Origin of the sequence: Pseudomonas sp. Lz4W (genome assembly GCF_000346225.2) — a bacterium.
Lineage (GTDB): Bacteria > Pseudomonadota > Gammaproteobacteria > Pseudomonadales > Pseudomonadaceae > Aquipseudomonas > Aquipseudomonas paraversuta.
Map to the genome: position 1 here is coordinate 1516073 of NZ_CP017432.1, position 22720 is coordinate 1538792.

General features: G+C 57.7%; 25 protein-coding genes and 1 pseudogene. 12 read left to right on the forward strand and 14 right to left on the reverse strand.

Going from position 1 to position 22720, the window contains the following annotated elements; translation table 11 throughout:
- The first annotated feature begins 5 nt into the window (after positions 1-5).
- Entirely contained in the window at positions 6-770 is a 765-nt protein-coding gene (locus B195_RS07260; protein ID WP_003446785.1) for a CHAD domain-containing protein, read from the forward strand.
- 92 nt (positions 771-862) lie between these two features.
- On the forward strand, positions 863-1660 hold the full coding sequence (locus B195_RS07265; protein ID WP_003446786.1) for an acyl-CoA thioesterase II: 798 nt from the start codon (positions 863-865) through the stop codon (positions 1658-1660).
- On the opposite strand, the gene B195_RS07270 is transcribed toward B195_RS07265, so the two are convergent.
- From B195_RS07270 to B195_RS07280, 3 genes are all read right to left on the reverse strand, one after another.
- Complete coding sequence (locus B195_RS07270; RefSeq protein WP_003446787.1) at positions 1661-1927, reverse strand: hypothetical protein; 267 nt, start codon at positions 1925-1927, stop codon at positions 1661-1663. It lies immediately after the preceding gene.
- A gap of 118 nt (positions 1928-2045) precedes the next feature.
- Complete coding sequence (locus B195_RS07275; RefSeq protein WP_003446788.1) at positions 2046-3527, reverse strand: methyl-accepting chemotaxis protein; 1482 nt, start codon at positions 3525-3527, stop codon at positions 2046-2048.
- A 161-nt stretch (positions 3528-3688) separates the two neighbouring features.
- On the reverse strand, positions 3689-4489 hold the full coding sequence (locus tag B195_RS07280; protein WP_003446789.1) for a TatD family hydrolase: 801 nt from the start codon (positions 4487-4489) through the stop codon (positions 3689-3691).
- Between the two features lie 236 nt (positions 4490-4725).
- Between B195_RS07280 and B195_RS07285 the strand changes: the two genes are divergently transcribed.
- The 3 genes from B195_RS07285 to B195_RS07295 all read left to right on the forward strand — a co-directional run bounded on the left by B195_RS07285 (position 4726) and on the right by B195_RS07295 (position 7371).
- A complete protein-coding gene (locus tag B195_RS07285) occupies positions 4726-6144 on the forward strand; it encodes a transglycosylase SLT domain-containing protein (RefSeq protein WP_037001933.1) in 1419 nt (472 codons plus the stop codon).
- Between the two features lie 103 nt (positions 6145-6247).
- Positions 6248-6682 (forward strand): DoxX family protein, encoded by a 435-nt coding sequence (locus tag B195_RS07290; protein WP_003446793.1) that lies wholly within the window; start codon positions 6248-6250, stop codon positions 6680-6682.
- A gap of 380 nt (positions 6683-7062) precedes the next feature.
- A complete protein-coding gene (locus B195_RS07295) occupies positions 7063-7371 on the forward strand; it encodes a hypothetical protein (protein ID WP_003446797.1) in 309 nt (102 codons plus the stop codon).
- A gap of 2 nt (positions 7372-7373) precedes the next feature.
- On the opposite strand, the gene greB is transcribed toward B195_RS07295, so the two are convergent.
- From greB to B195_RS07310, 3 genes are read right to left on the reverse strand one after another with little or no spacing between them, the layout of a single operon-like run.
- A complete protein-coding gene (gene greB / locus B195_RS07300; RefSeq protein WP_003446799.1) occupies positions 7374-7871 on the reverse strand; it encodes a transcription elongation factor GreB in 498 nt (165 codons plus the stop codon).
- Between the two features lie 34 nt (positions 7872-7905).
- A complete protein-coding gene (locus tag B195_RS07305; RefSeq protein WP_003446801.1) occupies positions 7906-10410 on the reverse strand; it encodes an ABC transporter permease in 2505 nt (834 codons plus the stop codon).
- Positions 10410-11093 carry an ABC transporter ATP-binding protein gene (locus tag B195_RS07310; RefSeq protein ID WP_003446806.1) on the reverse strand — a complete coding sequence of 228 codons (684 nt, stop codon included), beginning with the start codon at positions 11091-11093 and terminating at the stop codon, positions 10410-10412. The genes B195_RS07305 and B195_RS07310 overlap by 1 nt, the downstream gene beginning before the upstream one ends.
- A 10-nt stretch (positions 11094-11103) precedes the next feature.
- On the opposite strand from B195_RS07310, the gene B195_RS07315 reads away from it, so the two are divergent.
- Positions 11104-11709, forward strand: a complete 606-nt coding sequence (locus tag B195_RS07315; protein WP_003446808.1) for an arylesterase — start codon at positions 11104-11106, stop codon at positions 11707-11709.
- Positions 11710-11843: 134 nt separating this feature from the next.
- On the opposite strand, the gene hxsC is transcribed toward B195_RS07315, so the two are convergent.
- The 4 genes from hxsC to hxsA2 are packed head-to-tail and all read right to left on the reverse strand — an operon-like array spanning position 11844 to position 15037.
- On the reverse strand, positions 11844-13007 hold the full coding sequence (gene hxsC / locus B195_RS07320; protein ID WP_003446810.1) for a His-Xaa-Ser system radical SAM maturase HxsC: 1164 nt from the start codon (positions 13005-13007) through the stop codon (positions 11844-11846).
- Entirely contained in the window at positions 13001-14458 is a 1458-nt protein-coding gene (hxsB, locus tag B195_RS07325) for a His-Xaa-Ser system radical SAM maturase HxsB (RefSeq protein WP_003446812.1), read from the reverse strand. The genes hxsC and hxsB overlap by 7 nt, the downstream gene beginning before the upstream one ends.
- Entirely contained in the window at positions 14451-14753 is a 303-nt protein-coding gene (locus B195_RS07330) for a hypothetical protein (RefSeq protein ID WP_003446814.1), read from the reverse strand. Before B195_RS07330 ends, hxsB begins: the two co-directional genes overlap by 8 nt.
- Complete coding sequence (hxsA2, locus tag B195_RS23225; RefSeq protein ID WP_003446816.1) at positions 14753-15037, reverse strand: His-Xaa-Ser repeat protein HxsA2; 285 nt, start codon at positions 15035-15037, stop codon at positions 14753-14755. The genes B195_RS07330 and hxsA2 overlap by 1 nt, the downstream gene beginning before the upstream one ends.
- Positions 15038-15693: 656 nt before the next feature.
- On the opposite strand from hxsA2, the pseudogene B195_RS07340 reads away from it, so the two are divergent.
- The 3 genes and pseudogenes from B195_RS07340 to B195_RS07350 form a co-directional block, all read left to right on the forward strand.
- A pseudogene (locus B195_RS07340) lies at positions 15694-15801 on the forward strand (arylesterase); the annotation flags it as partial.
- A gap of 58 nt (positions 15802-15859) precedes the next feature.
- A complete protein-coding gene (locus tag B195_RS07345) occupies positions 15860-16153 on the forward strand; it encodes a hypothetical protein (protein WP_003446817.1) in 294 nt (97 codons plus the stop codon).
- A 96-nt stretch (positions 16154-16249) separates the two neighbouring features.
- Positions 16250-17278, forward strand: a complete 1029-nt coding sequence (locus tag B195_RS07350) for a L,D-transpeptidase family protein (protein ID WP_003446819.1) — start codon at positions 16250-16252, stop codon at positions 17276-17278.
- Positions 17279-17400: 122 nt separating this feature from the next.
- Here the strand turns inward: B195_RS07350 and oprI are convergent, their stop codons facing one another.
- A complete protein-coding gene (oprI, locus tag B195_RS07355; protein WP_003172710.1) occupies positions 17401-17652 on the reverse strand; it encodes an outer membrane lipoprotei OprI in 252 nt (83 codons plus the stop codon).
- 406 nt (positions 17653-18058) lie between these two features.
- Here oprI and B195_RS07360 point away from each other — a divergent pair, with 406 nt between their 5' ends.
- Positions 18059-18340 carry a GNAT family N-acetyltransferase gene (locus B195_RS07360; RefSeq protein WP_003446831.1) on the forward strand — a complete coding sequence of 94 codons (282 nt, stop codon included), beginning with the start codon at positions 18059-18061 and terminating at the stop codon, positions 18338-18340.
- A gap of 83 nt (positions 18341-18423) precedes the next feature.
- Here the strand turns inward: B195_RS07360 and B195_RS07365 are convergent, their stop codons facing one another.
- The 3 genes from B195_RS07365 to B195_RS07375 all read right to left on the reverse strand — a co-directional run bounded on the left by B195_RS07365 (position 18424) and on the right by B195_RS07375 (position 21364).
- On the reverse strand, positions 18424-19533 hold the full coding sequence (locus B195_RS07365) for a DUF2817 domain-containing protein (RefSeq protein ID WP_003446832.1): 1110 nt from the start codon (positions 19531-19533) through the stop codon (positions 18424-18426).
- A 176-nt stretch (positions 19534-19709) separates the two neighbouring features.
- Positions 19710-20786 (reverse strand): 3-deoxy-7-phosphoheptulonate synthase, encoded by a 1077-nt coding sequence (locus B195_RS07370; RefSeq protein WP_003446834.1) that lies wholly within the window; start codon positions 20784-20786, stop codon positions 19710-19712.
- A gap of 131 nt (positions 20787-20917) precedes the next feature.
- Positions 20918-21364, reverse strand: coding sequence for a PilZ domain-containing protein (locus B195_RS07375; protein ID WP_029612824.1), 447 nt, complete (start codon positions 21362-21364; stop codon positions 20918-20920).
- Between B195_RS07375 and B195_RS07380 the strand changes: the two genes are divergently transcribed.
- Both B195_RS07380 and B195_RS07385 read left to right on the forward strand, forming a co-directional pair.
- The gene (locus tag B195_RS07380; protein WP_003446838.1) at positions 21363-21749 is read left to right on the forward strand and encodes a co-chaperone YbbN; all 387 of its coding nucleotides are present in this window, start codon (positions 21363-21365) and stop codon (positions 21747-21749) included. The genes B195_RS07375 and B195_RS07380 overlap by 2 nt on opposite strands.
- Before the next feature lie 38 nt (positions 21750-21787).
- Positions 21788-22705, forward strand: coding sequence for a 5'-nucleotidase (locus tag B195_RS07385; protein WP_003446840.1), 918 nt, complete (start codon positions 21788-21790; stop codon positions 22703-22705).
- Positions 22706-22720: the final 15 nt, after the last annotated feature.

Consider the following 22720-nt stretch of genomic DNA (forward strand, 5'->3'; position numbering starts at 1 on the left):
TAAGGATGTCTCAATTGGTAGACCGGATAATCGGCAAAATTGTGCGCCTGGAGGTCAGGTTGCTGGCCTGCCAGGCGCGTTTGCAGGCTGACACCGATCCCGAGGCACTGCACGATTTGCGTACTACGGTACGTCGTTTGCGCAGCCTGTTGCGCCCGTTGCGCGGTTTGCCGGGCGTGGTGCAACTGGAAATGTCCGCCTCCCAGGTAGGTCTCCTGACGACGCCGCTGCGCGATCTTGAAGTGCTGGCTGCGCACTTGCAGCAGCAAGGCTATCGGGCGCAGGCAGAGCGGCGTCTGGAGCAGCTCTCAGGCAGTTATGCGGCGGTGGCCGACAGTGCCCAACTGGCACAGTTGCTGATGATCCTCGATGTCTTCCCGCGCTTTATCCGCGCGGCTCAGCGTGAAGGGTTGCTGCAAGGCTTGCGCAAGCGGATCGGGACGGTTCTGGATAAACAGTGGCAGACCCTGGAAAAGGCCCTGAATGATCCGGGGCATGACCGGCATCGGGTGCGGCTGCTGATCAAGCGCGTGCGTTACGCCGCCGAAGCCTATCCACAGCTGGATCGCTTGCCTGTGTTGGTACTGGCCCGGTTGAAGGAGGCGCAAAAGGCCCTGGGGGAATGGCATGACGCCTGGCAGTGGCTGGTTCAGGCCGAGCAGCAGCCCGATCTGCAGCCTTGTGTGGAGCAATGGCAGGCCGCGCTGGCTCGCGGCGAGAAGCGCGCAGACCGGGCACTGGTCAAATTGAGCGCGGCCAGTTTTCGCTAGGCCCTTTCGGCTGGCTATTTGGCGGATACAACGCTGTGCAGTGGCGGATGGATGAGTAGTATCGCTGCATATTTTTCTGTATCGAGGTGCTCATGCAGTTTTGCGAATTGGTCGAAGCGGTTCGCCGCAATCCACTGGACGTCACCATTACCCCGGACTGGGGTCAGGGACGTGCCAGCTTCGGCGGCCTGATGGTTGCCTTGCAGTACGAAGCCATGCGCGCGCAGGTCCCCGCCGGGCGTGCCTTGCGTTCGCTGGCGGTGACCTTTGTCGGCCCTGCCGAGCCGGATGTGTCGATCAGTTTTGAAGTCGAAGTACTGCGTGAAGGCAAGGCGGTCAGCCAGGTCCTGGGGCGGGCGGTGCAGAATGGTCAGGTCGTGACCCTGGTGCAAGGCAGTTTTGGTGCCCCGCGCGAGTCGGTCATCAACCTCGAAGGAGTGCCCGCGCCGCAGATCAAGGCGCCTGAAGACAGCCCGTTACTGCCCTATATCAAGGGCGTGACCCCGGAGTTCATGCGGCACATGTCCATGGCCTGGGCCGTGGGTGCGCTGCCTTTCACCGGGCGTGGCACACGGGAGATGGGTGGTTGGGTGCGTTTTGCCGGTGATATCAAGGACGAGCTGCTGACTGAAACCCATTTGCTGGCCCTGGTCGATACCTGGCCACCTGCATTGCTGCCGTTATTGAACAAACCTACAGCGGGCAGCACGCTGACCTGGACCATCGAGTTTGTGCAGCCCCTGCCGCAAGTCAGCACGCTTGAATGGTGTCAGTACCTGGCAGTGATTGAGCATGCCCGTGACGGCTACGGTCATGTGGCGGCCAATCTGTGGGCGCCCAATGGCGAACTGGTTGCGATCAGCCGCCAGACGGTAGCGGTGTTCGGTTAGTCAAAATGTCTGGCTGCGTTGCGCATTCCCGGCCCTGGCTTCGAGCTTGCGCCCCTGGTGTTGCAACGCCATGCCTGCGAACAAGGCCAGCAGCCCGATGCTGGCACTCACGGCGTTTTCACTGAATACGCCGGATACCAGCAACAGAAAAGCCAGCACCATCATGGGTATTGCGATCAGGTTGAGTGCCTGATGCGCGGTGCTTTGATGGCTCTGCGGGTTGGAGCGCCATTGCCAGGCCGGCAGGTTGGGGTGACGTTTGCCCATGATTGCTCTCCTTGTTTTATTCAGAGGTTCAGCCTTGGCTGAACCCTATGAACAAAGCATAAGCCCGGGTTACGGGCGGGGCGAATCAACTGTGGCTATTGGCCCGATAGGGTCTTTTCTATAGTTTCAACTGCCCGATGGCCCGATTCAGCTCACCTGCCAGAGTCGCCAGCTGATTGCTGGTGGTGGCGGAATCTACGGTTTGCTGCACGGTGTTTTCGGTAACGTCGCGGATGCTGACCACGGCCCGATTCATTTCTTCTGCGACCTGGCTCTGTTGCTCCGCGGCAACGGCGATCTGGGTGTTGCTTTCGCGCATTTGCGCCACTGCGCGGGTGATCTCGGCCAGGGCTGCCCCGGCTTCCTGGGCTTGCTGTACACAGTCATCGGCCTTGAATGAGCTTTCCTGCATAAAGTCCACCGCGTCCCGGGTGCCTGCCTGCAGGGCCGATACCATTGCGGTGATTTCGTCAGTGGAGGTCTGGACGCGCTTGGCCAGATGTCGCACTTCATCGGCGACCACTGCAAACCCCCGGCCCATTTCTCCGGCGCGGGCAGCTTCAATTGCGGCGTTTAGCGCCAACAGGTTGGTTTGTTCGGCAATGCTGTGAATCACGCCGACCACACTGTTGATTTTCTGGCTGTCCTGGGCGAGTTGCCGAATCATCTCGGCGGTTGTTTGCACCCCGGTGGACAGGCTGGCGATGGATTGCTGCACGCGACTGACTACCTGTTGCCCGCTACCGGCCAGGTCATCGGCGGTTTGAGACAGGTCGCGGGTAGCGCCGGCGTGCTGCGCGATGTGGAAAACGGTGGCTGACATCTGGTTGATTGCAGTGGCCGCCTGATCGGTTTCGCTCTGCTGGCCGAGCATGCCCTGGCGTACCTCATCCATGCTGCTGGCCAGGCGCTCGGCGCCGGCGTCCAGTTGCGCGGCAGTGTCGGCGACGGTATGCACCACGCGCTGGTAGCCGGCCTGCATGGCATTAAAGGCGCTGGCCATTTGTCCGACTTCATCGGTACAGGCCATGGGTACGCGGGCAGACAAGTCGCCCGTTTGCTCGACATGCAGCATCACATCCTTGAGGGTATTGAGCTGGCTGAGCAAAAAGCGGATCAGCAATTGCGAGGCGCCGAGCATCGCCAGCATCAGAATCAGCACAGCCCCTGCATAGTTGGGCAGGCGCTCCATGAATACCTGCGCCAGGCTGGGGGCATAGGCCAGCACCGCGATTTTCTGGTTGTCGCCGCGGGTCACCACCTCGGCGCCCAGCAACGGATTTTGCCCGAACAGTGGCATGGCATTTATAGAAACCCAGCCATTGCCATTGTTCAGTTGCCCGAGTGAGCGCGGATCAAGATTGGGGGCCTTATCGGTTGGTAACAGCAAGACATGACTGGCTACAGGCAGCGCCTGACCGGCGGGCCATGCAGCCAGCAGATGGGCCTGGGCCCGGGCGCTGGCCTGAGCAGCTTCACCGCGCGATTGCTGCTCAAGCTGTACGGCGTACAGCACCAGCAGCAACGTAGTGATGAAAGCCACCGCATTGACGGCCCAGAATTTGTATTTGAGCGAGATGTTGCTAAGCCAGGTACCCATGGAAGGTCTTCTCTGATTTTGCGGAAACAATATTGGCAAGGTGCCATCATTGTGCCGCTGCTCGAGGAAGACCTGCTGATATGGGTCAAGGATGCTGTTGTTTTGTTGTTGATCTAACTGCCCGTATGGGAGGCTGCAAGCTACAGGTTTGAGGCTTGCTGCTAACCCGGCAATCCAAAAAACGCCCGCGCGCATGCCGTCGTATGTTCGGCCAGATCCTGTTCGCTCTCTTCCCGATGCACCGCCACTTCCCGCAGAACTTCTGTTAAATAAGCCGGTTCATTACGACCATTTTTCGGTTTTGGTCGCAAGGTCCGCGGCAGCAAGTACGGCGCATCACTTTCAAGCATCAGGCGACCCCGGGGAATATCCCGCACCAGCGGGTGCAAATGGGTACCGCGGCGCTCGTCGCAAATCCAGCCCGTGATACCGATGTGCAAGTCCAGGTCCAGGTAGCTGAACAGCGCCTTCTTTTCTCCGGTAAAGCAGTGCACCACGGCAGCGGGCAAGTGGTCGCGATAGTTGCGCAGGATTTCCAGCAGACGCTGACTGGCATCACGTTCGTGCAGGAACACCGGTAACTGCAGCTCTACCGCCAGCGCCAGATGTTCTTCCAGCACTTTCTCCTGTTGCGGGCGCGGTGAGAAATCGCGGTTGAAGTCCAGCCCGCATTCACCCACGGCACGCACGTTGGGGTCTTTGAGCAGGGCCAGTAAACGCTGGGCACTGTCGCTGTTCCAGTCACTGGCCGAGTGCGGGTGAATCCCCGCCGTGGCGAACAGTCGCTGACCGCTCTGGTCAAGCTCGCGGCACAGTTGCAAGGCCAGTTCACTGCCTTCAATGCTGGTGCCCGTGAGGATCAGTTGCGCCACGCCAGCGGCGTAAGCACGGTCTAAAACCGCCTGGTGTTTGCCGTCGAAGCTAGGGTTGGTCAGGTTGACGCCGATATCGATGAGTTGCATGGTGCTACCTCAGGCCACAGGCCGAGAAGCATATCAGAGCTGTAGATTTATAAGAAAAACCAAGAACTACAGACAGTTATGGTTGTCTTTGAATGCCGCAACAACGCAATGCCCGGTTTTCTACAGGACGCATTGACTGTATTGCGCGCTGTTCCCAGCGCTTAAATCCCCCAAAAGGGGCACCGGTTGTCGGGTAATCCGACACGGCGCCGGGCTGTATTCTTTCCGGAGAACGGATGACAAGACCAACACTATTGATTGCGCTGTGCCTGATGCTGCTGCCACTACCGGTACTGGCGCGCCTGGCCGGACCGTTACAGGTCGGGCAGCCCAGTCAGGTCCGCGATCTGGCGCAAATCCGCAGCAGTCAGGTGTTACGGGTGCTGGTCAACCAAAGCCGCAATAGCTCGGGAGAGGTGCAAGGCCAGGCGATCGGTGTTGAATATCATCGGTTGCACGCATTCGAGCGCTACCTCAATGGCCACGCCCGCGATGGCCAGGAAATCACCCTCAAAATCATCCCCAAAGCCAAGGATCAACTGCTGGGCGCCTTGTCCCGTGGTGAAGGTGATCTGGTAGCCCCGGGCGAGTTGCTCGACTTTAAAGCCAACCATGCCATCAGCCCCAGCGACCCGATCGTCGATGACGTGCCTTTGCTGCTGGTGGGGGTCAAGGGTGAGCGCAGGTTCAGCCGTTTCGAACAGCTGTCAGGCCGGACTGTGACATTGACCACCGGCAGCGCAGCCGGAGCGGCGGTCAACATGATCAATCAGAAGCTGGCCCTGCGAAAACTGCCGGCGGTAAAAATCGAATGGGTGGACCCCAGCCTGGCCGTCGAAGATGTGCTGGAGATGGTTCAGGCCGGTATTTTTCATCTGACCATTGTTGAGCGACCTATTGCCGAACGCTGGGCGACCTTGATGCCAAAGCTGCGTTTTGACCGCAAGGTACTGGTCAGCGAGCCTGCTGCCATGCGCTGGTATGTGCGCCGTGATGCATCGATGTTGCGTGCCAGCATTGACCGCTTTGTGCTGAGCTACAAGGCCCCGTCCGATCAGGACGTAGCCTTCGAGCGAGTGTACCGACGCTTGTATCGGGTGCATTACCCGTTGGCCCGGGCCGATCGCCAGAAGCTTGAAAAGCTGCGGCCGATTCTGCAAAAGCATGCGCGCCAGCAGGGGATGGACTGGTTGAACCTGGCGGCGCTGGCGTTCAAGGAGTCAACCCTTGACCCTGATGCCCGGGGCTCTGGCGGGGCTACGGGGTTGCTGCAAATTACCCCTTCGGCTGCCCAGAGAGTGGGGGTCAGCAACATTCAGAATGTAGATAACAATGTGCAAGCAGGGGCCAAGTATCTGGCGATGATCCGCCGCAAGTTCTTTGCCAGCCCCAAGCTCAATGAGCGTGAGCGCATGGCTTTTGTGCTGGCGGCCTACAACATGGGCCCGGAACGGGTGCAGGGCATGCGGGCCGAGGCCAGGCGGCGTGGTTTGAACCCTGATCAATGGTTCTTCCAGGTCGAGCGGATTGCCATGGAGCAGGTTGGAATGGGTGCGGTCAGCTATGTTAATAGTGTGAATAAATACTATTTGGCCTTCGACCGGGAGCGTGACTCGCTGGAGCCAGTAAAGCCTGAGCTGGTCTCCCGGAAATGATCGGATAATTTGATTGTTATGTCGGGTTTATTCGACTTTTAACATGATGAAAACTGATTAGTATGGCGAGCATTCCCCACCTGATGATCTAAAGGACTACAGCATGAGCAAATTGATCCAAACCGTTTTGGGCACCCGTGCAGGCTATGGCCTGACAGTGTTGCGGATTTTCGTGGGCATTATTTTTGCTGCCCATGGCTCACAAAAACTCTTCGGCTGGTTCGGTGGTGGTGGACTTGCCGGTACTGCGCAATGGATGGAAAGCATTGGCCTGACGCCGGGCACCTTGATGGCACTGCTGTCTGGCGGCACCGAGTTTTTTGGCGGCCTGGCCCTGATTGTCGGTTTGCTGGCCCGTCCGGCAGCCCTGGGCCTGTCATTCACCTTGCTGGTGGCGATTTTCTCGGTGCATATCCATAACGGTTTGTTCATGGCCAACAATGGCTATGAGTTTGCCCTGGCGCTGTTGGGCGGTACGGTGGCCGTGCTGCTGGAAGGCGCGGGCAAGTTGTCCATCGATGGTGCTATCGCCAAATAAAGTGCAACGTTCACTAAAAGGCCCGCCGCAAGCGCAATGCTGTTCACTTGAACCACTGCTGTCTCAACTGTAGGAGCGAGCTTGTCTCGCGATGTTCTCGAGAACATCGCGAGACAAGGTTGCTCCGGCAAGACAGGGTTTACTTGTGTGAACAGCATTGCGCCGCAAGCGGGCCTTTTTCGTTGTACGGGATTGTTGACAGTTACAAGCCGGTTTATCTAGGATGTTTTCTTGCGCCGATTTAAACAGCTACTTGCGGGGCGCCAGAGGGTTGCAAGACCTTCTAAGAGGCTTGAAGCAGGCCTCGAAATACCGCTAAAGCGCTGGTTCGGTGTTGCCTCTCACCTGCCACGCAGAACCTTGAGGCGGAGAACCGAAACATGAGTCAGACGCGTCCCCTTGTACGTCTTGAGCCGATCACGGCCAATCTGAACCTGCGCAATCCAAAAATCCTTCTGAGCGGTAAACATCAGCCTACGCTGCTGCGTTATCTGGACGGCTGGCCGCGTCGCAAAGGCCGGGCTTCGGCGTTTCTGATTCAGTTTGTCGAAGAAGGTGACAGCCTGGCACGCTTTGCCAGCAACAGCTTCGATCTGGCAGTGATTCAATCCCCCAGTGCCGAGAACGCCGAGCTGGTGATTGGCAACCTTACCCGTGTGTCGCGTCAGGGCCTGATCACTCTGCGCTGAACTCAGGGATATTCAATCGCCACGATGTACACCCACTGTTCACCGGTGGGTGTTTTCACCTGTACTTCAGCATCCAGCGATTTTCCGATCAGCGCCCGGGCCAGGGGCGAGTCGATACTGATCAGGCCCTGTTTGAGGTCCAGCTCGTCGGGGCCGACGATGCGGTAGCGCGACTGCTTTGCGTCTTCATCTTCAATCGTGACCCATGCCCCGAAGTAAACCTTGTTCGGGTCACTGGGCTTTTCGCTGACGACCTTGAGGCTTTCCAGACGCTTGGTCAGAAAGCGCACGCGACTGTCGATTTCGCGCAGCATTTTTTTGCCGTAAGTGTATTCGGCGTTTTCCGAACGATCGCCCTGGGCCGCAGCCTCGCTGACCGACTGTGTGACTTGCGGTCTGCGCACGTGCCACAACTCGTGCAGCTCGGCACGCATTCGCGCTTCACCTTCGGGGGTGATCAGCGCGGTGCCGGCAGGGCGGGGAGGGCGATAGCGGCTCATGGGCATCCGTTGGCATATGAAAAACGCGAGTCTATCAGCCCTCGCGCAACACGGTTAGCGGGCTGGCATTAAGTGCCCGGCGGGTGCCAAACACCCCGGCACCACCGACCATCAATGCCCCTAGTACAGGCAGCAGCAGCAACCACGGGTGTGGATGCCATGGCAGGTCGAAGGCGAAGCGATACAGCGCCAGGCTCACCAGCTCGGTGCCCAGGGCGGCCAGTAAACCGCTGGTAGCACCCAGCAGGCCGAACTCTATGCGCCGGGTTTTGATCAACAGTTGCCGTTCTGCCCCCAGGGCCCGCAGCAAGGCGCCTTGGCGGATACGCTCGTCCAGGGTGGACTGCAAACCGGAGAACAGCACTGCCATACCGGCAGCCAGGACAAACAGCAGCACGTATTCCACGGCGATGGTGACTTGCGCAAGGATGCTGCGCAGCTGCGCCAGCAGGGCTTCGATAGGCAGAATGGTCACGGCCGGAAAGCTGCGCGACAGATCGATGATTTCCCGGTCATGGCCCGGGGCCAGATAAAAGCTGGTGAGATAGGTGGCGGGCAAGTCCTGCAAGGTGCCCGGCTGGAAGATCATGAAGAAGTTCGGCTGGAAATTGTCCCAGTTGATGCTGCGCAAACTGCTGACCTGGGCCTCGCGATTTACCCCGGCAACGGTAAAGACCAGGTGATCGCCCAGTTTGAGTTTCAGGCTTTCGGCTACTTTTGCCTCCACTGACACACCGGGTACATCGCCCCCCGGCTGAGCTGTCCACCATGTGCCCGCAGTCAGCTGGTTGCCGGCAGGCAGGTCGGCGGCCCAGGTCAGGCTCAGGTCGCGCTGGATCGCTTTGTCGCCAGGGGAGTCTTTGCTGACGAGTTCCTGCACGGGCTCGCCATTGATACTGATCAAGCGTCCGGGCACCACCGGGTACAGTGGCGCAGCCTGCGCTTGCAGTTCGTGCAGGCGCTTGCTGAACGCGTCTTTATCCGCTGGCAGGATGTTCAGGGCGAAGTAGTTGGGGGCATCTTTGGGCAACTGGTTTTGCCAGGTGTCGAGCAGCTCGCCACGCAGCAGGGCAATCAACGCCATCGACAGCAGAATCAGGCCAAAGGCCAGGGCCTGGCCGGCAGCGGCCAGTGGATGGCGCAGTAACTGGCCCAGCCCCAGACGCCACGGCAACGAGGCCCCGGCCAGCAGGCGGCGAAGGCTTTGCAGGCCCAGCAGCAATAGACCGCCGAGCACCAGCGCGGCAATTATGCCACCGCCGAGCAGGGCAAACGTCAGCACCAGATCGAGGCTCATGCGCCACATGATCAGCCCGAGTGCCAGCAAGGCGGCGCCGTAAACCGTCCAGGTACTGGCCGGGATCGGCAATATGTCACGGCGCAATACCCGTAACGGCGGGACGCGTCCCAGCGCAGCCAGTGGCGGCAAGGCGAAACCGGCCAGTGCTACCAGCCCGGTACCCATCCCGGCAATAGCCGGCATCAGGCCGCCGGCCGGCACATCGGCAGGCAATAAATCATGCAACAGTGCAAACAAACCAAGCTGCGCCACCCAGCCGAGCAGAGCCCCCGCAAGGCTGGCCAGCAAGCCGAGTACCGTTAGTTGCAGGGTAAACAGCCAGAGGGTTTCGCGCCGGGACAGGCCCAGACAGCGCAGCAGGGCGCTGGCATCAAAACGGCGATTGGCAAAGCGGGTTGCAGACAACGCCACTGCGACGCCAGAGAGCAGCACCGCCACCAGACTGGCCATATTCAGATAACGTTCGGCCTTGCCGAGCGCGCCGCCAATCTGCTGGTTGCCATCACGCCCGTCCAGCAGGCGCTGGTTGGCGTCGAGGCCGGGTTTGATGACCTGGCGATAGGATTCAAGAGCCGGGGCGTCACCTCGCCACAGTTCGCGAAAGCTGACCCGGCTGCCGGGCTGTACGATACCGGTGGCGGCGAGGTCGTCCAGGTTGATCAGTACCCGTGGGGTGAGGCTGTAGAAGTTGCCGGCGCGGTCTGGCTCGTAGGTCAGGACGCGGGTGATACGCACAGTTTTGGAGCCGACATCGATGGGGTCGCCGACTTTCAGGTCCAGGGCCGTCAGCAGTCTGGCTTCTGCCCAGGCTTCCCCGGGCGCGGGGCCACCGCCGGGTTGTTCCTCGGCGTAGGGTTGCGCTGCGCTTTTCAGCTCGCCCCGCAAGGGGTAAGCACTGTCAGCCGCCTTGATGCTGGACAGCTGAATGCCGTTGTCAGTGGCGATGACACTGGAAAACTCCACGACCCGGGCGTGCTGCAGGCCCAATTCCCTGCCCACCCTGATTTGCTCTTCACGTGCCGGTGAGCTGCCATCGAGCACCAGGTCGGCGCCCAGAAACTCGGTGGCACGCAGTAACATCGCGCCATTGAGGCGGGCACCGAAATAGCCGATGGCCGTGCTGGCGGCGACGGCGACCAGCAGCGCAAAAAACAGCACGCGTAACTCCCCGGCGCGGGCATCGCGCAGGAGCTGGCGCACAGCGAGGCTGAACAGGCGCAACAGCGGCAAGCGTGCCATCAAGGCTCCAGGGGGCCGACCAAATGGCCGGCTTCAAGACGGATCAGGCGCCGGCAACGATGGGCCAGGCGTTCATCGTGGGTCACCAGCACCAGGGTGGTGCCACGCTCCTTGTTCAATTCGAAGAGCAGCTCGGTAATGCGCTCACCGGTGTGACTGTCCAGATTGCCGGTGGGCTCGTCGGCAAACAGTACGTCCGGGTTGGCGGCAAATGCCCGGGCTATGGCTACCCGTTGCTGTTCGCCACCGGAAAGCTGGCGCGGCGAATGGCTCAGGCGTTGCCCCAGGCCGACCCGTTCCAGCAGGTGGCGGGCGTGCTCGCGAGCATCTCTACGGCCCTCGAGCTCCAGCGGCAACATGACGTTCTCCAGCGCATTGAGGCTGTCGAGCAACTGGAATGACTGGAACACAAACCCGACGTGTTCGGCTCTGACGCGTGCGCGCTGATCTTCGTCCAGACTGCTGAGGGCACGTCCGGCCAGAATCACTTCGCCCTGGCTTGGCAGGTCGAGGCCGGCCAGCAGGCCCAGGAGGGTGGATTTTCCGGAGCCCGATGCGCCCACGATCGCCAGACTGTCGCCCTTGTTCAGCTCAAGGCTCAAAGGGTGCAGGATGGTTAGTTCGCCTTCCGCGCTGGGGACCACTTTGCTAAGGTTCTGCGCGGTGAGAATACTTTCGCCCATGGAGAATCCAATGCGTGTGTGGTTTTTAAGTGCTGCCCTGGCCCTGATGTGTATGGCACAGAATGCAGCGGCAGGAACAATCTTGATTGTTGGCGATAGTATCAGCGCGGCTTTCGGCCTGGATACCCGTCTGGGGTGGGTGTCGTTGCTGGAGCAGCGGCTCAGGCAGCAAGGCTACGATGACCAGGTGATCAATGCCTCGGTCAGCGGTGACACCAGTGCAGGAGGGCTCGCGCGGCTGCCGGCACTGCTTGCAGAGCATAAACCCGATGTGGTGATTGTCGAATTGGGCGGTAATGATGGCCTGCGCGGCCAGTTACCGGCGCAATTGAAACAAAATCTTGCCGGCATGATTGATCAGTCCCTGGAGGCGGGGGCCAAAGTGCTGCTGTTGGGCATGCAGCTGCCGCCTAATTATGGTGCGCGCTATACGACGGCGTTTGCCCGGGTCTACAGCGAGTTGGGGGAGGAGAAAAAGGTCGAGCTGTTGCCTTTTTTCCTCGAGGGTATCGGTGGTCATCCTGAGCTGATGCAGGCCGATGGCATACATCCGGCGGTCGGAGCGCAGGGCCGTTTGCTGGATAATGTGTGGCCGGTGCTAAAACCGCTGCTTTGATGTAATCGCTGAGAGGATTAGGAAGATCTGGTTGTGGGGAGGTATCTGAATAGCCCCGGGTTTTCTAGATACTCTCCAAACATAGGCTGGAGATGTCTACGGTGCCGGGGGCAGTCCAAGATTTGAAGCCAAAGTCAGAATGGAATTAGGCTCTTGCTGTAGCCGAATTTAACACCTGATGCGAAAAAGCCCCCGCACTCTCGCTGTTTTGTGCAGCTCTGGCACTCAGGCGCGTACTCATTCTTCCAGTCGCTTATTGATTTGCGGTAGTAGGGCTGGATGTCTGGATTCACCAAGCACAGCTGATGGTTATAAACCGAGATATTCATGCCGTAATTGGCCAGAATGCTAACCGATTTGCTGAGCGTATCTTTGTACTCGACTGGGTCAATCCATAGCTCATCGAGATTGGCCCTGGTGAAGCCCATCATCTCAAGGCCCATCAGCGCTACATGGTCAACAAATAGCAGATTACGCGCGATGAACTCACACAGTTCAGGCAGACGCTGCACCGATAGCTTGTGAATCACGACTCGGATCTCAACTTTCTGGCCCAAGCGCTTCAGATTGAGGATGCCCTGAATGGTTTCATCGAATGCGCCTTGGGCCTGGACGATGTAGTCATGCAGCGTCGGATCGTCTGAGTAGACAGGGATCCCGATCATCGCGTCGGGCAATTCAATCTGCGCATACTTTTCAGCGAACGTTAGGTCTTTGAAGCTGCGCCCGTTCGAGAGAATATGGATTGCTGTTCTCGGCAAATAACTTTTTGTCAGGCTGATGATCTTAAGGAAGCGCTCCCGGTTGGTTGTCGGCTCGCCCCCAGTAAACCCAAGTTCGCGGGTATCTTTTGGAATTAGTGGAATCAGGCTCTCGATTTCGTCAAGTATCCACGAGTCATCCACTGCCTTAGGAGGTTGTGAACACATAAGGCAGTAATGATTACACTGCTCGGTAACCAAGATGCTGTTGTGAGGCGACGACGCTCGAAATAGCACGCTAATGCTCTGTCGATCTGCTGAAAGCCGGATAATGTCACCGTCACTGATGTAGCTGTAGTCATTCGGTAGGATCGAGTAATCAGAGTCGGAAGGCAGTACCTCAACCAACTGGCGATGTTTCTCAAGCAGAAGGTAGTGTGCGAATCCTCGCGGGATCTCCTGATCGGAAACCAAGTAGGCTATTTCCCGTCGCAAGACTTCAGGCAAATTCCGGCTGGTCGACACCTTGACCAGAGTGAGGTGCTTATGAACATCAACCGCATGGATGCGGATAATCTTTCCGCCGAGTTTCAGCATCGGTTGGCCCAACCCATAAAAATCCGTTTTGTTTGCTCATCATTTTCCATTAGCTCAATAAGGTGCTTGAAAATCGCCATATTTCGCTTGCAGAAAGAGGACTCAGGTTTTCTTGCTACCACGTCCTTGTGAATGGCGTGATGGTAGACGGGCTCTGCTCCACAGTAAGGTTCAAATGCACAGTCAGAGCACATTGGAGCGCTTAAGGTGAAAGAATTTTCCAGTGCATCCAGAAGCTGATCAGAGAGAATGACCTCCTCATACGAGTGTTCAAGAATGTTGCCCAGACGGAACGTATGATCACCCATTTCGGCAAGCATACGGCTTTCATCTGAGGCATAGACCGATCCGTCGTAGTTGAACACGATGGCTGCGATACCAGCGCCGGCGGGGTTCATCAAATCAACAAACCCAGGGTCCCCTGATGTCAGCATTTTTGTCAGCACGAGCGAAGAATACTGCTCTACAAATCGTATGCCGGACTTGTTTAACTCAATAATGTACTCAAGGCCTTCCTTGTAAAACTCCAGCCAGCGCTCCGTATCATACGACATGAATTTTTTGGTCTTGATCGCAAAGCCGTAAGGGGAGAGGGTGCGTAGGAAGATGCCATCAAAGCCCAGACGCAAGTATTCATCAATGATGTCGCGTGCTCGTGGCAGGCTTATATCTGTGGTTGTCATCAGGGCTGACACTTGGTCATAGCCTAGTGCTGCACGGGCTTTCTTCAAACCTTCCTCGAAGCGCTGATGACTATCTCGGCCTGGTCGTGGGCGATTTGCATTGTGCAGATCCATTGGCCCGTCGAGTGAAGAGGAAAGCACGATGTTGTGCTGCTTACAGAAGCCGAGCACGTCATCGGTCAGTAGCGAAAGCGTGGTCGCAATGACGAACTGTAGGTCACGTCCTTCCTTGAAATTACGTTTTTTTGCCTCAAGAACAACGTACCTCACCATCTCGAAGTTCAGCAGTGGCTCGCCACCCTGAAATTCAATTTTGATGGCTGGATTGGGAGATCTAAAGACGAAATCCAGAGATTTGTCTGCCATCTCTGTGGTCATATCGAATTCGCCTTTGCTCTCGGACTGCCTTGAAACCTGGCAGTATGGACAGCTATGGTCGCACCGAAGCGTCACTACAAAGATATGCAGATTGGTGAACTCGGCCAGCCTGGCCAATCGCGTGCGAATCTTGAGTGCCAGGAGCTGGAGTGGTGCCTGCTCATTGGTGAAGCGAATGAACTGTTTGGACCGAAGCGTAGGGATTAGCTCTGAAGAGAGCGGAAGCGTCTTGCGAATGATCGGTTCCAGCATCGGCACCGGTATGACATGAAATTCGCCAGCCATGTTGGTAATGACATACTCGTCGTCATTCAGACGGTCGAACTTAAAGGGTAGCAACTCGTAGGGACGTTGCTCCGCGTAGAACTCCAGCTTTTGGAATTTACTCACTAATAAGTCCGGTTTTTGAAAAGGCGAGTCCGAGGATCAGGTTTTTGATCGGTTGCGTCTCAATTGCCAATCGGTGGCGCAGATGATAATCGAGTACATCCTTCTTGAATTCTTGGATGGCAGACAGAAAGGACGGCTCGTCCACGCCGATATTCGATGACAAAGCGCAGAAAAACTGCCCCTCTTCGGGTGTGATATCAACCGTCAGGGCATTGATAGATCGATAAGCAGCTTTCTGCAAAACCAGTGCGTCATAAAGCCGCTCATCAAACACGAGCGTATGAGAGAAAGTCATTATCGACCCGAGTAGTGGGAGCTATGGGAACTGTGCGAAGAGTGGGAGCTATGGGAACTGTGGTAAGCCATCAGTTGCCCCTGATCCCCGCGCTTGAGAACGAAGGCGAATAGATCATTGCCACCGCGAACAGAAAGATTCTCGCTTCGAGCTTCAGCTTGAAATGTATTCTTGGCTTTTGAGCTGGGCTCTACAACGTCATGAGAGGTTAGGGCTGAAGCCTGTTCTGTAGCTATGGCTGCGGCCAGAGTGGCCAAGGGAACTAGGAAGGAGCGCTTTTTCATTGCGGGATATCCCTATCACTGTGAGGGTTATTGGGTTCGTCTCGGTGACGTGTATCTATGATATCAATATGCAATCAATTAATGGTGTTTTTCGCGGTGATAATCCGGCGGTTACCCTCCGCGTGGGTAGCTTGTAGTAAAGCCTTATGCAGCGTTTTGCTGAGCTCAGCTGATTATTGGCGCCACTTTTCCTAATGCTCCCGCAGGGTCGATGCCTTGAGCACCTTCTTGGGTTCCTTACCGAGCTTCCCTACAGGGATTTCAGCGCCATAGGTCCCGAAGTGATGGTGCGCGATGAGTGCCCGGTGATGGCTTGAGGGAACGCAACGGGAGCCCCTTCAGCTTGCAGGGCGGACTGTAAGATATGTCTCTGCATGTGAAGCGTCTGGGTTGTCTCATGGATCTCCCCATGGATTTTCTTCATCAACAGACCGAGGCTCTTGCTGGCCTCACTGGATAGTCGCCATTATCAGAAGGTAGGGCGCCCGCTTCGACAGCCTTGAGGAGCTCTTTCAACGCAAACGTCTTGAATGAGCCGTCACTCAGGGGAAAGGTTCGGTCGCTGTGCTTGTTCTTGATTGACTTGTTAGAGCCATTTCCATTGATATGAAAGCACCAGAGGCCATCGACCTGCTTGATGCCCTCCTTGCTCAGTTATCGGTGGTCATCCTGAGCTGATGCAGGCCGATGGCATACATCCGGCGGTCGGAGCGCAGGGCCGTTTGCTGGATAATGTGTGGCCGGTGCTAAAACCGCTGCTTTGATGCTTTTCTAGTTGCAGTGTTTCGGCTAAGGTGGCGCCCCCCCGATTTGGAGCCCCTGATGTCGCGTCCTGCCTGGTCTTTATATGCCTATCAACTGATCGAGCCCGATGAGCAGCTCGATTTGTTCGCCTGCCAGGAGGTACGGGTGCATCTGGTGACGCGCCAACTGGAGCTGGGAGGCACCATTGACCGCACGTTATGCGGCTCGTTGCTGCCTGCGCAGCCACGTTGGTCAGATGTCACGCGCAAGGTCTTCCAGGACCACCGGCTGTGCCCGTTGTGCCGGGCAATCATCGAGTCGCAACGCCGCGGCACCGAGCCGATCTGGCCTGAATTGCGCTTTGAACTATGATCTAACTTGTCTGGCACCTGAACCGGCCCACGATCACCGTGGGCGCGGTGTACACTCCCTTTTTTATCCCCGTTGATTATGCGAAGGATGTTCCGGATGTTGTCGCGCCTACCTGCAGTCACCCGCTACCTGTCAGTTGCCGCATTGTGTGTTGCGGGTCCCGTTTCTGCGCTTGAATTCCCGCTGCCACCGCCGGGTGAAGATGTGGTGGGTGAGGTGCAGGTGATCAAGGGCAAGTACGAGGACTCCTTTGCCGATCTGGGCAACCAGTACGAACTTGGGTACTCGGAAATGATCGCGGCCAACCCGGGGGTGGACGCCTGGTTGCCGGTCAAAAAGAATCCGGATGGCACGCTTGTCGATACCAATATCGTGTTGCCGACCCAGTTCATCCTGCCGCCGGGCAAGCGTGAAGGGATTGTGATCAACCTGGCAGAGTACCGGCTGTACTACTTCCCCAAGGACCAGGACAAGGTTTACACCTTTCCGCTGGGGATCGGACGCGAAGGTTGGGGTTCGCCTCTGGGGTTCACCAAGGTCACTGCCAAGACGCCTAACCCGACCTGGACGCCGCCGGCTTCGATCAAGGCCGAGCACGCCAGGAACGGCGACCCGCTGCCCAACGTGGTGCCTGCAGGGCCGGATAACCCGCTGGGGCCCTTCAAGTTCACGCTCGGCATGCCGGGTTACCTGATCCACGGCTCGAACGCAAAGTTTGGCATTGGCACGGGTACCAGCCATGGCTGTTTCCGCATGCTTAACAAGAACGTGCTGGAAATGGCGCAAATGGTGCCGGTGGGAACCCCGGTCAGAATCATCAACGAACCCTACAAGCTGGGTTTGAGTGGTGGCAAGGTCTACCTCGAGGTTCATGAGCCGCTGAATGTCAAAGATGGCTCTCTGGTGGCCGTCAGCGACAAGTCGCATTTGACCCCTGAAGACTTGCAGAACAAGTACGCGGGGTTTATCAACTTTTTGCTCAAGCACAAAGACCTGGAGAACAGCATTCAGATCGACAAGGACAAAGCCTTCCCTGTTGTGGGTGCCGAGACCGGTATCCCGGAAGAAATAGGCGTTGCTAATTCAGCTGAGCCAGTTGGCCAGTCGCTGGATTACGTGCAGTAAATTCACGTTAAAAAAAACCGCCACGGTTAATGCCCTGGCGGTTTTTTATTGCCCGCTTAGTTGCGGGCAATAAAAAAGCCGACCCATAAATGGGTCGGCTTGATAATAACCCCGAAGGATTATTACTTGCGGCTTGCTTTTTCAAGCATGCGCAGAGCACGTTCGTTAGCTTCATCAGCAGTCTGCTGTGCTTTTTGAGCAGCAGCCAGAGCTTCGTCAGCTTTACGGTATGCTTCGTCAGCACGAGCCTGGGAGCGAGCTGCTGCGTCTTCAGTTGCAGTCAGGCGGGCTTCAGTTTCTTTAGATACGCTGCTGCAACCGGTAGCCAGAACTGCGGCCAATGCCAGAGCAGAGAATTTCAGAACGTTGTTCATCGTGTTCCCCTTCAAGGACTTTCTATTTGAAGCTGCTCCTTCAAAGCGAGGAAACAGCCGGCGTACATACTACCCATTACTTGTAGTAAGTAAACTGACCTAGCGCAAGAACCAAAAAAAATATTTGGCAATCAATGCGGATGGACTAGCTTTAACAGATTGTGCTTGAAAAACAGCCAGTTTAAAGCCCTGGCCGCGGGTCGAGCCCGCCGCTTGATGGCGTGACTTTAAGTTCGGTTGTGCGTCATAGGCTTAACTTTCAGAAAAATGTTAAGGGTGCTGGCAAGTTATCGGGCTGGCCACAGGTTTGGTGTCCATAGCGTACCCCTGATGGCGAAGTGGTTCCCTCGGCACAAAAACAACAGTAATGTAGAGGTCACGGTTCAAGACCCGCTAAGGAGCAATGATGAGCGAGGCGTTGTCTATCCACCATGACCAGGCAGGTCACCAGTTTGAGACCACTGTCGACGGTCATCGTGCTTACCTGACCTACATGGATCTGGGCAAGCAGACTCTGGATATCTATCGCACCTTTGTACCCAATGCCTTGCGTGGCCGGGGTATTGCGGCAGCATTGACGGAGCAGGCGCTCGATTACGCCGAAAAGATGGGATACGAAGTGATTCCCTCTTGCTCTTATGTAGAGCGTTATATGGAACGTCACAAGCGTGCCCAGGCGAAAACCTGAAACCAGACTCACAGAAACGCCGGGCCAACAGCCCGGCGTTTTTTTGTGGGCCGCAAAACCCTGATCGAACCCCGGCGGCCTCCTCAGTCCGCCATCTTGATCAATGCCCCCAGCGCCCGCTCCCAGATCTGGCGCGTGCGTACCCACACCAGTTCTTGCCAGTCGCTGTCGGCCGGACAGAACTGTTCAAGTAATTGCAGCTTGATCTGACGCGCCTGCGGGCTGTCCAGGTCGCCGTGCAGATGCAGCCACTGGTCATCGCGCAGAACACTGTGAACCTGCTCGCCAGGATAGGTGCCGCATTCAATTACAAAGGGCATCAGGCGCACCCGGGGCAGGGCGTCGATGATTGCTTGCGAGGCATATCCGGTGGCCGTCGCGGCAACCCCGGTAGCGCTTTGGCTGTCGGCGCCGGTGATCAGGGTGAATAACCATGGACCAAACAGCTGCCGGGCATCGGCAAGCGCCGGATAGGCAGCCTGGGCGATGGTCAGCAGCATTGGATGACCATAATCACCCGCGCCGGTATGCAGGTCGAAGCACATGGCGACGCTGGCGCTGGCAAGGTGCTCGCGCAAAATTTCGTGCAGCGTCCGGTTAGACCAACTGGCATTGTTGCCGCCATAAAACAGTCCGTCGGGATGGCGGTACTGGCCAGCCTCGACAATCGACATTACGGCCGGCCAGCCCTCACCCTGCACCCGCTCATTGAGCCGGGCGTCGGCCTGTTCCCGGTGCGGGCCGCGTAATTGATCGCAGGTGTAGATGGCATGCAGCGCCTCATACGCCTGGTTGTCCGGCGGTGCCTGGCTGAAATCCAGAAAATTGCGGTTCAGGTCGATATTGTCTTCATTGACCCGGCGTATCCACGCGGTGCCCCACGGGTTGATCAGGTGAATCATCAACACCGCCACGTCGTCAGGCAGGGTTTGCGGGTTGAATGTCTGCAGCCACCGGCTTTGGCAATCCGAGCCATAAAAGCCTTCGACCCCATGGGTGCCGCTCAGGGCGATCAACAGGTGTTTTGCCTGGGGGTTGCCGATCAGTGCGACATCGGTGCCCAGGGCTTCGCCAAACGGACCGCACAGGGGGTGAGGATAGTGGTACAGGCGTGCGCCTGCCGCAGTGGCGGCGGCCAAAAACTGTTCACGTTGGCGGGTAAAGCTGCGGTGTGACGGGAAACCTGTGCTCATGCTGCTCTCCTGTCTATGAACGCGCCGTGGCATTCAGGCGTCCGCAAAGAAACGGGGGCAGGCGGTGGCCGGGGTGAAGCAAGCAGATGGCTGGTGCCGGCGAGTGCCGGCTCCGGTGTTACGCGTCCATCCCTTGACGGGGTGAGCAGGCCCGCCCCGCCAAGAGATGTTATCGATCAGCCGCGAGTACGCTTGGGCAGTACATCCTTGAGCTTGGCGTGCATGCTGCGCAAGGTGGTTTCAGTGCTGGCCCAGTCGATGCAGGCATCGGTAATGGAGACACCGTACTGCAAGTCTTCGAGGTTTTTAGGAATGGCCTGGCAGCCCCAGTTCAGATTGCTTTCGACCATCAGGCCGATAATCGACTGGTTGCCTTCGACGATCTGGTTGGCCACGTTGTCCATCACCAGCGGTTGCAGGGCCGGATCCTTGTTGGAGTTGGCGTGGCTGCAGTCGACCATGATGTTCGGGGTGATTTTTGCCTTGTTCAGTGCTTGTTCGCACAAGGCCACGCTGACCGAATCATAGTTCGGCTTGCCGTTGCCGCCGCGCAAGACGACGTGCCCGTAAGCGTTGCCCTTGGTGGTAACGATCGACACGCCACCTTCCTGGTTGATACCCAGGAAGCGGTGGGGGCTGGAAACCGACTGCAGCGCGTTGATGGCAACTGTCAGGCCGCCATCGGTGCCGTTCTTGAAGCCCACGGCCGAGGACAGGCCGGAAGCCATTTCGCGGTGAGTCTGCGACTCGGTGGTACGCGCGCCGATGGCTGACCAGCTGATGAGGTCCTGCAGGTACTGCGGTGAAATCGGATCAAGGGCTTCGGTTGCGGTTGGCAGGCCCATTTCGGCCAGGTCCAGCAGCAATTTGCGACCGATATGCAGGCCGTCTTCGATCTTGAACGAGTCATCCAGATACGGGTCGTTGATCAGGCCTTTCCAGCCGACCGTTGTCCGTGGTTTTTCGAAATAGACGCGCATCACCAGATACAGGGTGTCGCTGACTTCTGCGGCCAGCACCTTGAGGCGCTCGGCATACTCGTGGGCAGCCTTGATATCGTGAATCGAGCAAGGCCCGATGACAACAAACAGTCGATGGTCTGTGCCATCCAGGATGTTGCGAATTACCTCACGCCCTTTGGTCACAGTCTGCAGCGCCGTTGCACGCAAAGGCATCTCGCGCTTGAGCTGTTCAGGTGTGATCAGGGTTTCGTTGGAGGCAACGTTTAGGTCGTCAATCGGTAAATCAGCCATCGTGTTACTCGTCAGGTCACGGGTGCCGGCCGCCAGCGATCCCCGAGCGGCGGAGCACAGCATGATTGAGCGCACCGGGGAGCCGAACCTTAACGCGTTATCCGCTTATTCGACAATGGGCATCCGCAGCTTTAATCCTGTGCTGTGCGGGCAAGCGCGCGATCGAGTGTGGCTTGGGAGAACTCCACGGCGTGCCGGCTGACCCACTCCAGGGCCAGGGTCTCGATATTTTCAAGGGGCAGGCTCTGTGGATGCTGGAGGCGGTAATAGTGCTCGATCTGGCACACCTGTTCGCCCATGCGCGCACCAAACAGTGTCTGCTCATCGGTAAAAACGACGCCGACCCGATAACCTGCAGGCTGTTTCTCGCACCAGGCTATATAGCCCGGGTAGCGTGCGGTTTCACCGAGGGTAGGCATGCACATGTCTACGGCCGTGCCCCGGCGCCAGCCTCTGTCGCTATTGCATGACACGCCGCCGAGGCTGATAGAGTGCAGCTTCTGGCGTGAAAGAGAAGGTTGTTCGCGGGGTGTTATCTCAACAGGAACATCATCCGGGTGAGGTAAGAAACGACCCATGTATGCACACTCCCAGTGCCAGCACTTTGATATTGTTTTCGTGAGTATAGTGATTGAAATGGAACTGACTGACTTTGATGCGGATCAGCGTCTACTGGCGCTGCCCGGGACCTCGCTGGTGGTGTTTACCGGCGCCGGATGCTCGGCGTGTCGCACGGCGCGCAAAATGTTGCCCGAGATGCAGTTACCCATCGATCGACTGTGCTGGATTGACGCAGGTGACAATGGCGGTCTGGTCCAGCGGTACGGGATTTTTCATCTGCCGAGCCTGTTCGTTGTGTGTGACGGGGCGTTTTATGGTGAATTGAAATCGCGTTTGAGCGAGGGTGAGCTGGCGCACCACATTCGCCTGGCTTTGCTGCTTGAGCCTGACGAGCTACCTTGAATCGGTGTTTCAAGCCGGACTGAACCTGTGGAGGCGACATGAGCAAAGGCTTAAAGGGCAAGCTGGTGCTGGCCATATCTTCCAGGGCGCTGTTCGATCTGAGCGTTAGCCACCAGGTGTATCTGGCGCAAGGCATCGAGGCTTACCGTCAGTATCAGATCGAGCATGAAGATGAGGTGCTGGAGCCGGGCGATGCATTCGCGCTGGTCAAAAAACTCCTCAGTTTCAACGCCAGCCTCGGCCATGAGCGGGTCGAGGTGGTACTGGTGTCGCGCAACAGTGCAGACACCGGGCTGCGGGTATTCAATTCTATCCAGCACTATGGCCTGGGTATCTCCCGGGCGGCATTTTCCGGTGGCCGCAACCCCCATGCGTATCTCAGTGCGTTTGGTTGTGACCTGTTTCTGTCGACCCATGCCCAGGATGTGCGCAGCGCGCTGGACGCCGGCTTTGCGGCGGCAACGATCCTTTCCGGAGGCGCGCGACGTGCCGAGAGCAACGAATTGCGTATCGCCTTCGACGGTGATGCGGTTTTGTTTTCCGATGAATCCGAGCGGGTTTTCCAGTCCGGGGGCCTTGAGGCGTTTCAATCCCTGGAGCGTGAAGCGGCTCGCAGCCCGTTGCGTGGCGGACCGTTCAAGGGCTTCCTGGAGGCCTTGAACCTGTTGCAGCGCGAGTTCCCTGACGATACCTGCCCGATCCGTACCGCGCTGGTGACTGCGCGCTCGGCGCCCGCCCACGAGCGGGTGATCCGTACATTGCGCGATTGGGACATTCGTCTGGACGAATCCCTGTTTCTCGGTGGTCTGGATAAATCCGCGTTTCTCGAGGCCTTTGCTGCCGATGTGTTTTTTGATGATCAGGCGGGTCATTGTGAAAGGGCGCGTCAAGTTGTCGCCACCGGCCATGTACCCCACGGCATAAGCAATGAGTCCAGGGACCTGGCCCCTGAGTAGGGGCAAGGTGTAAGT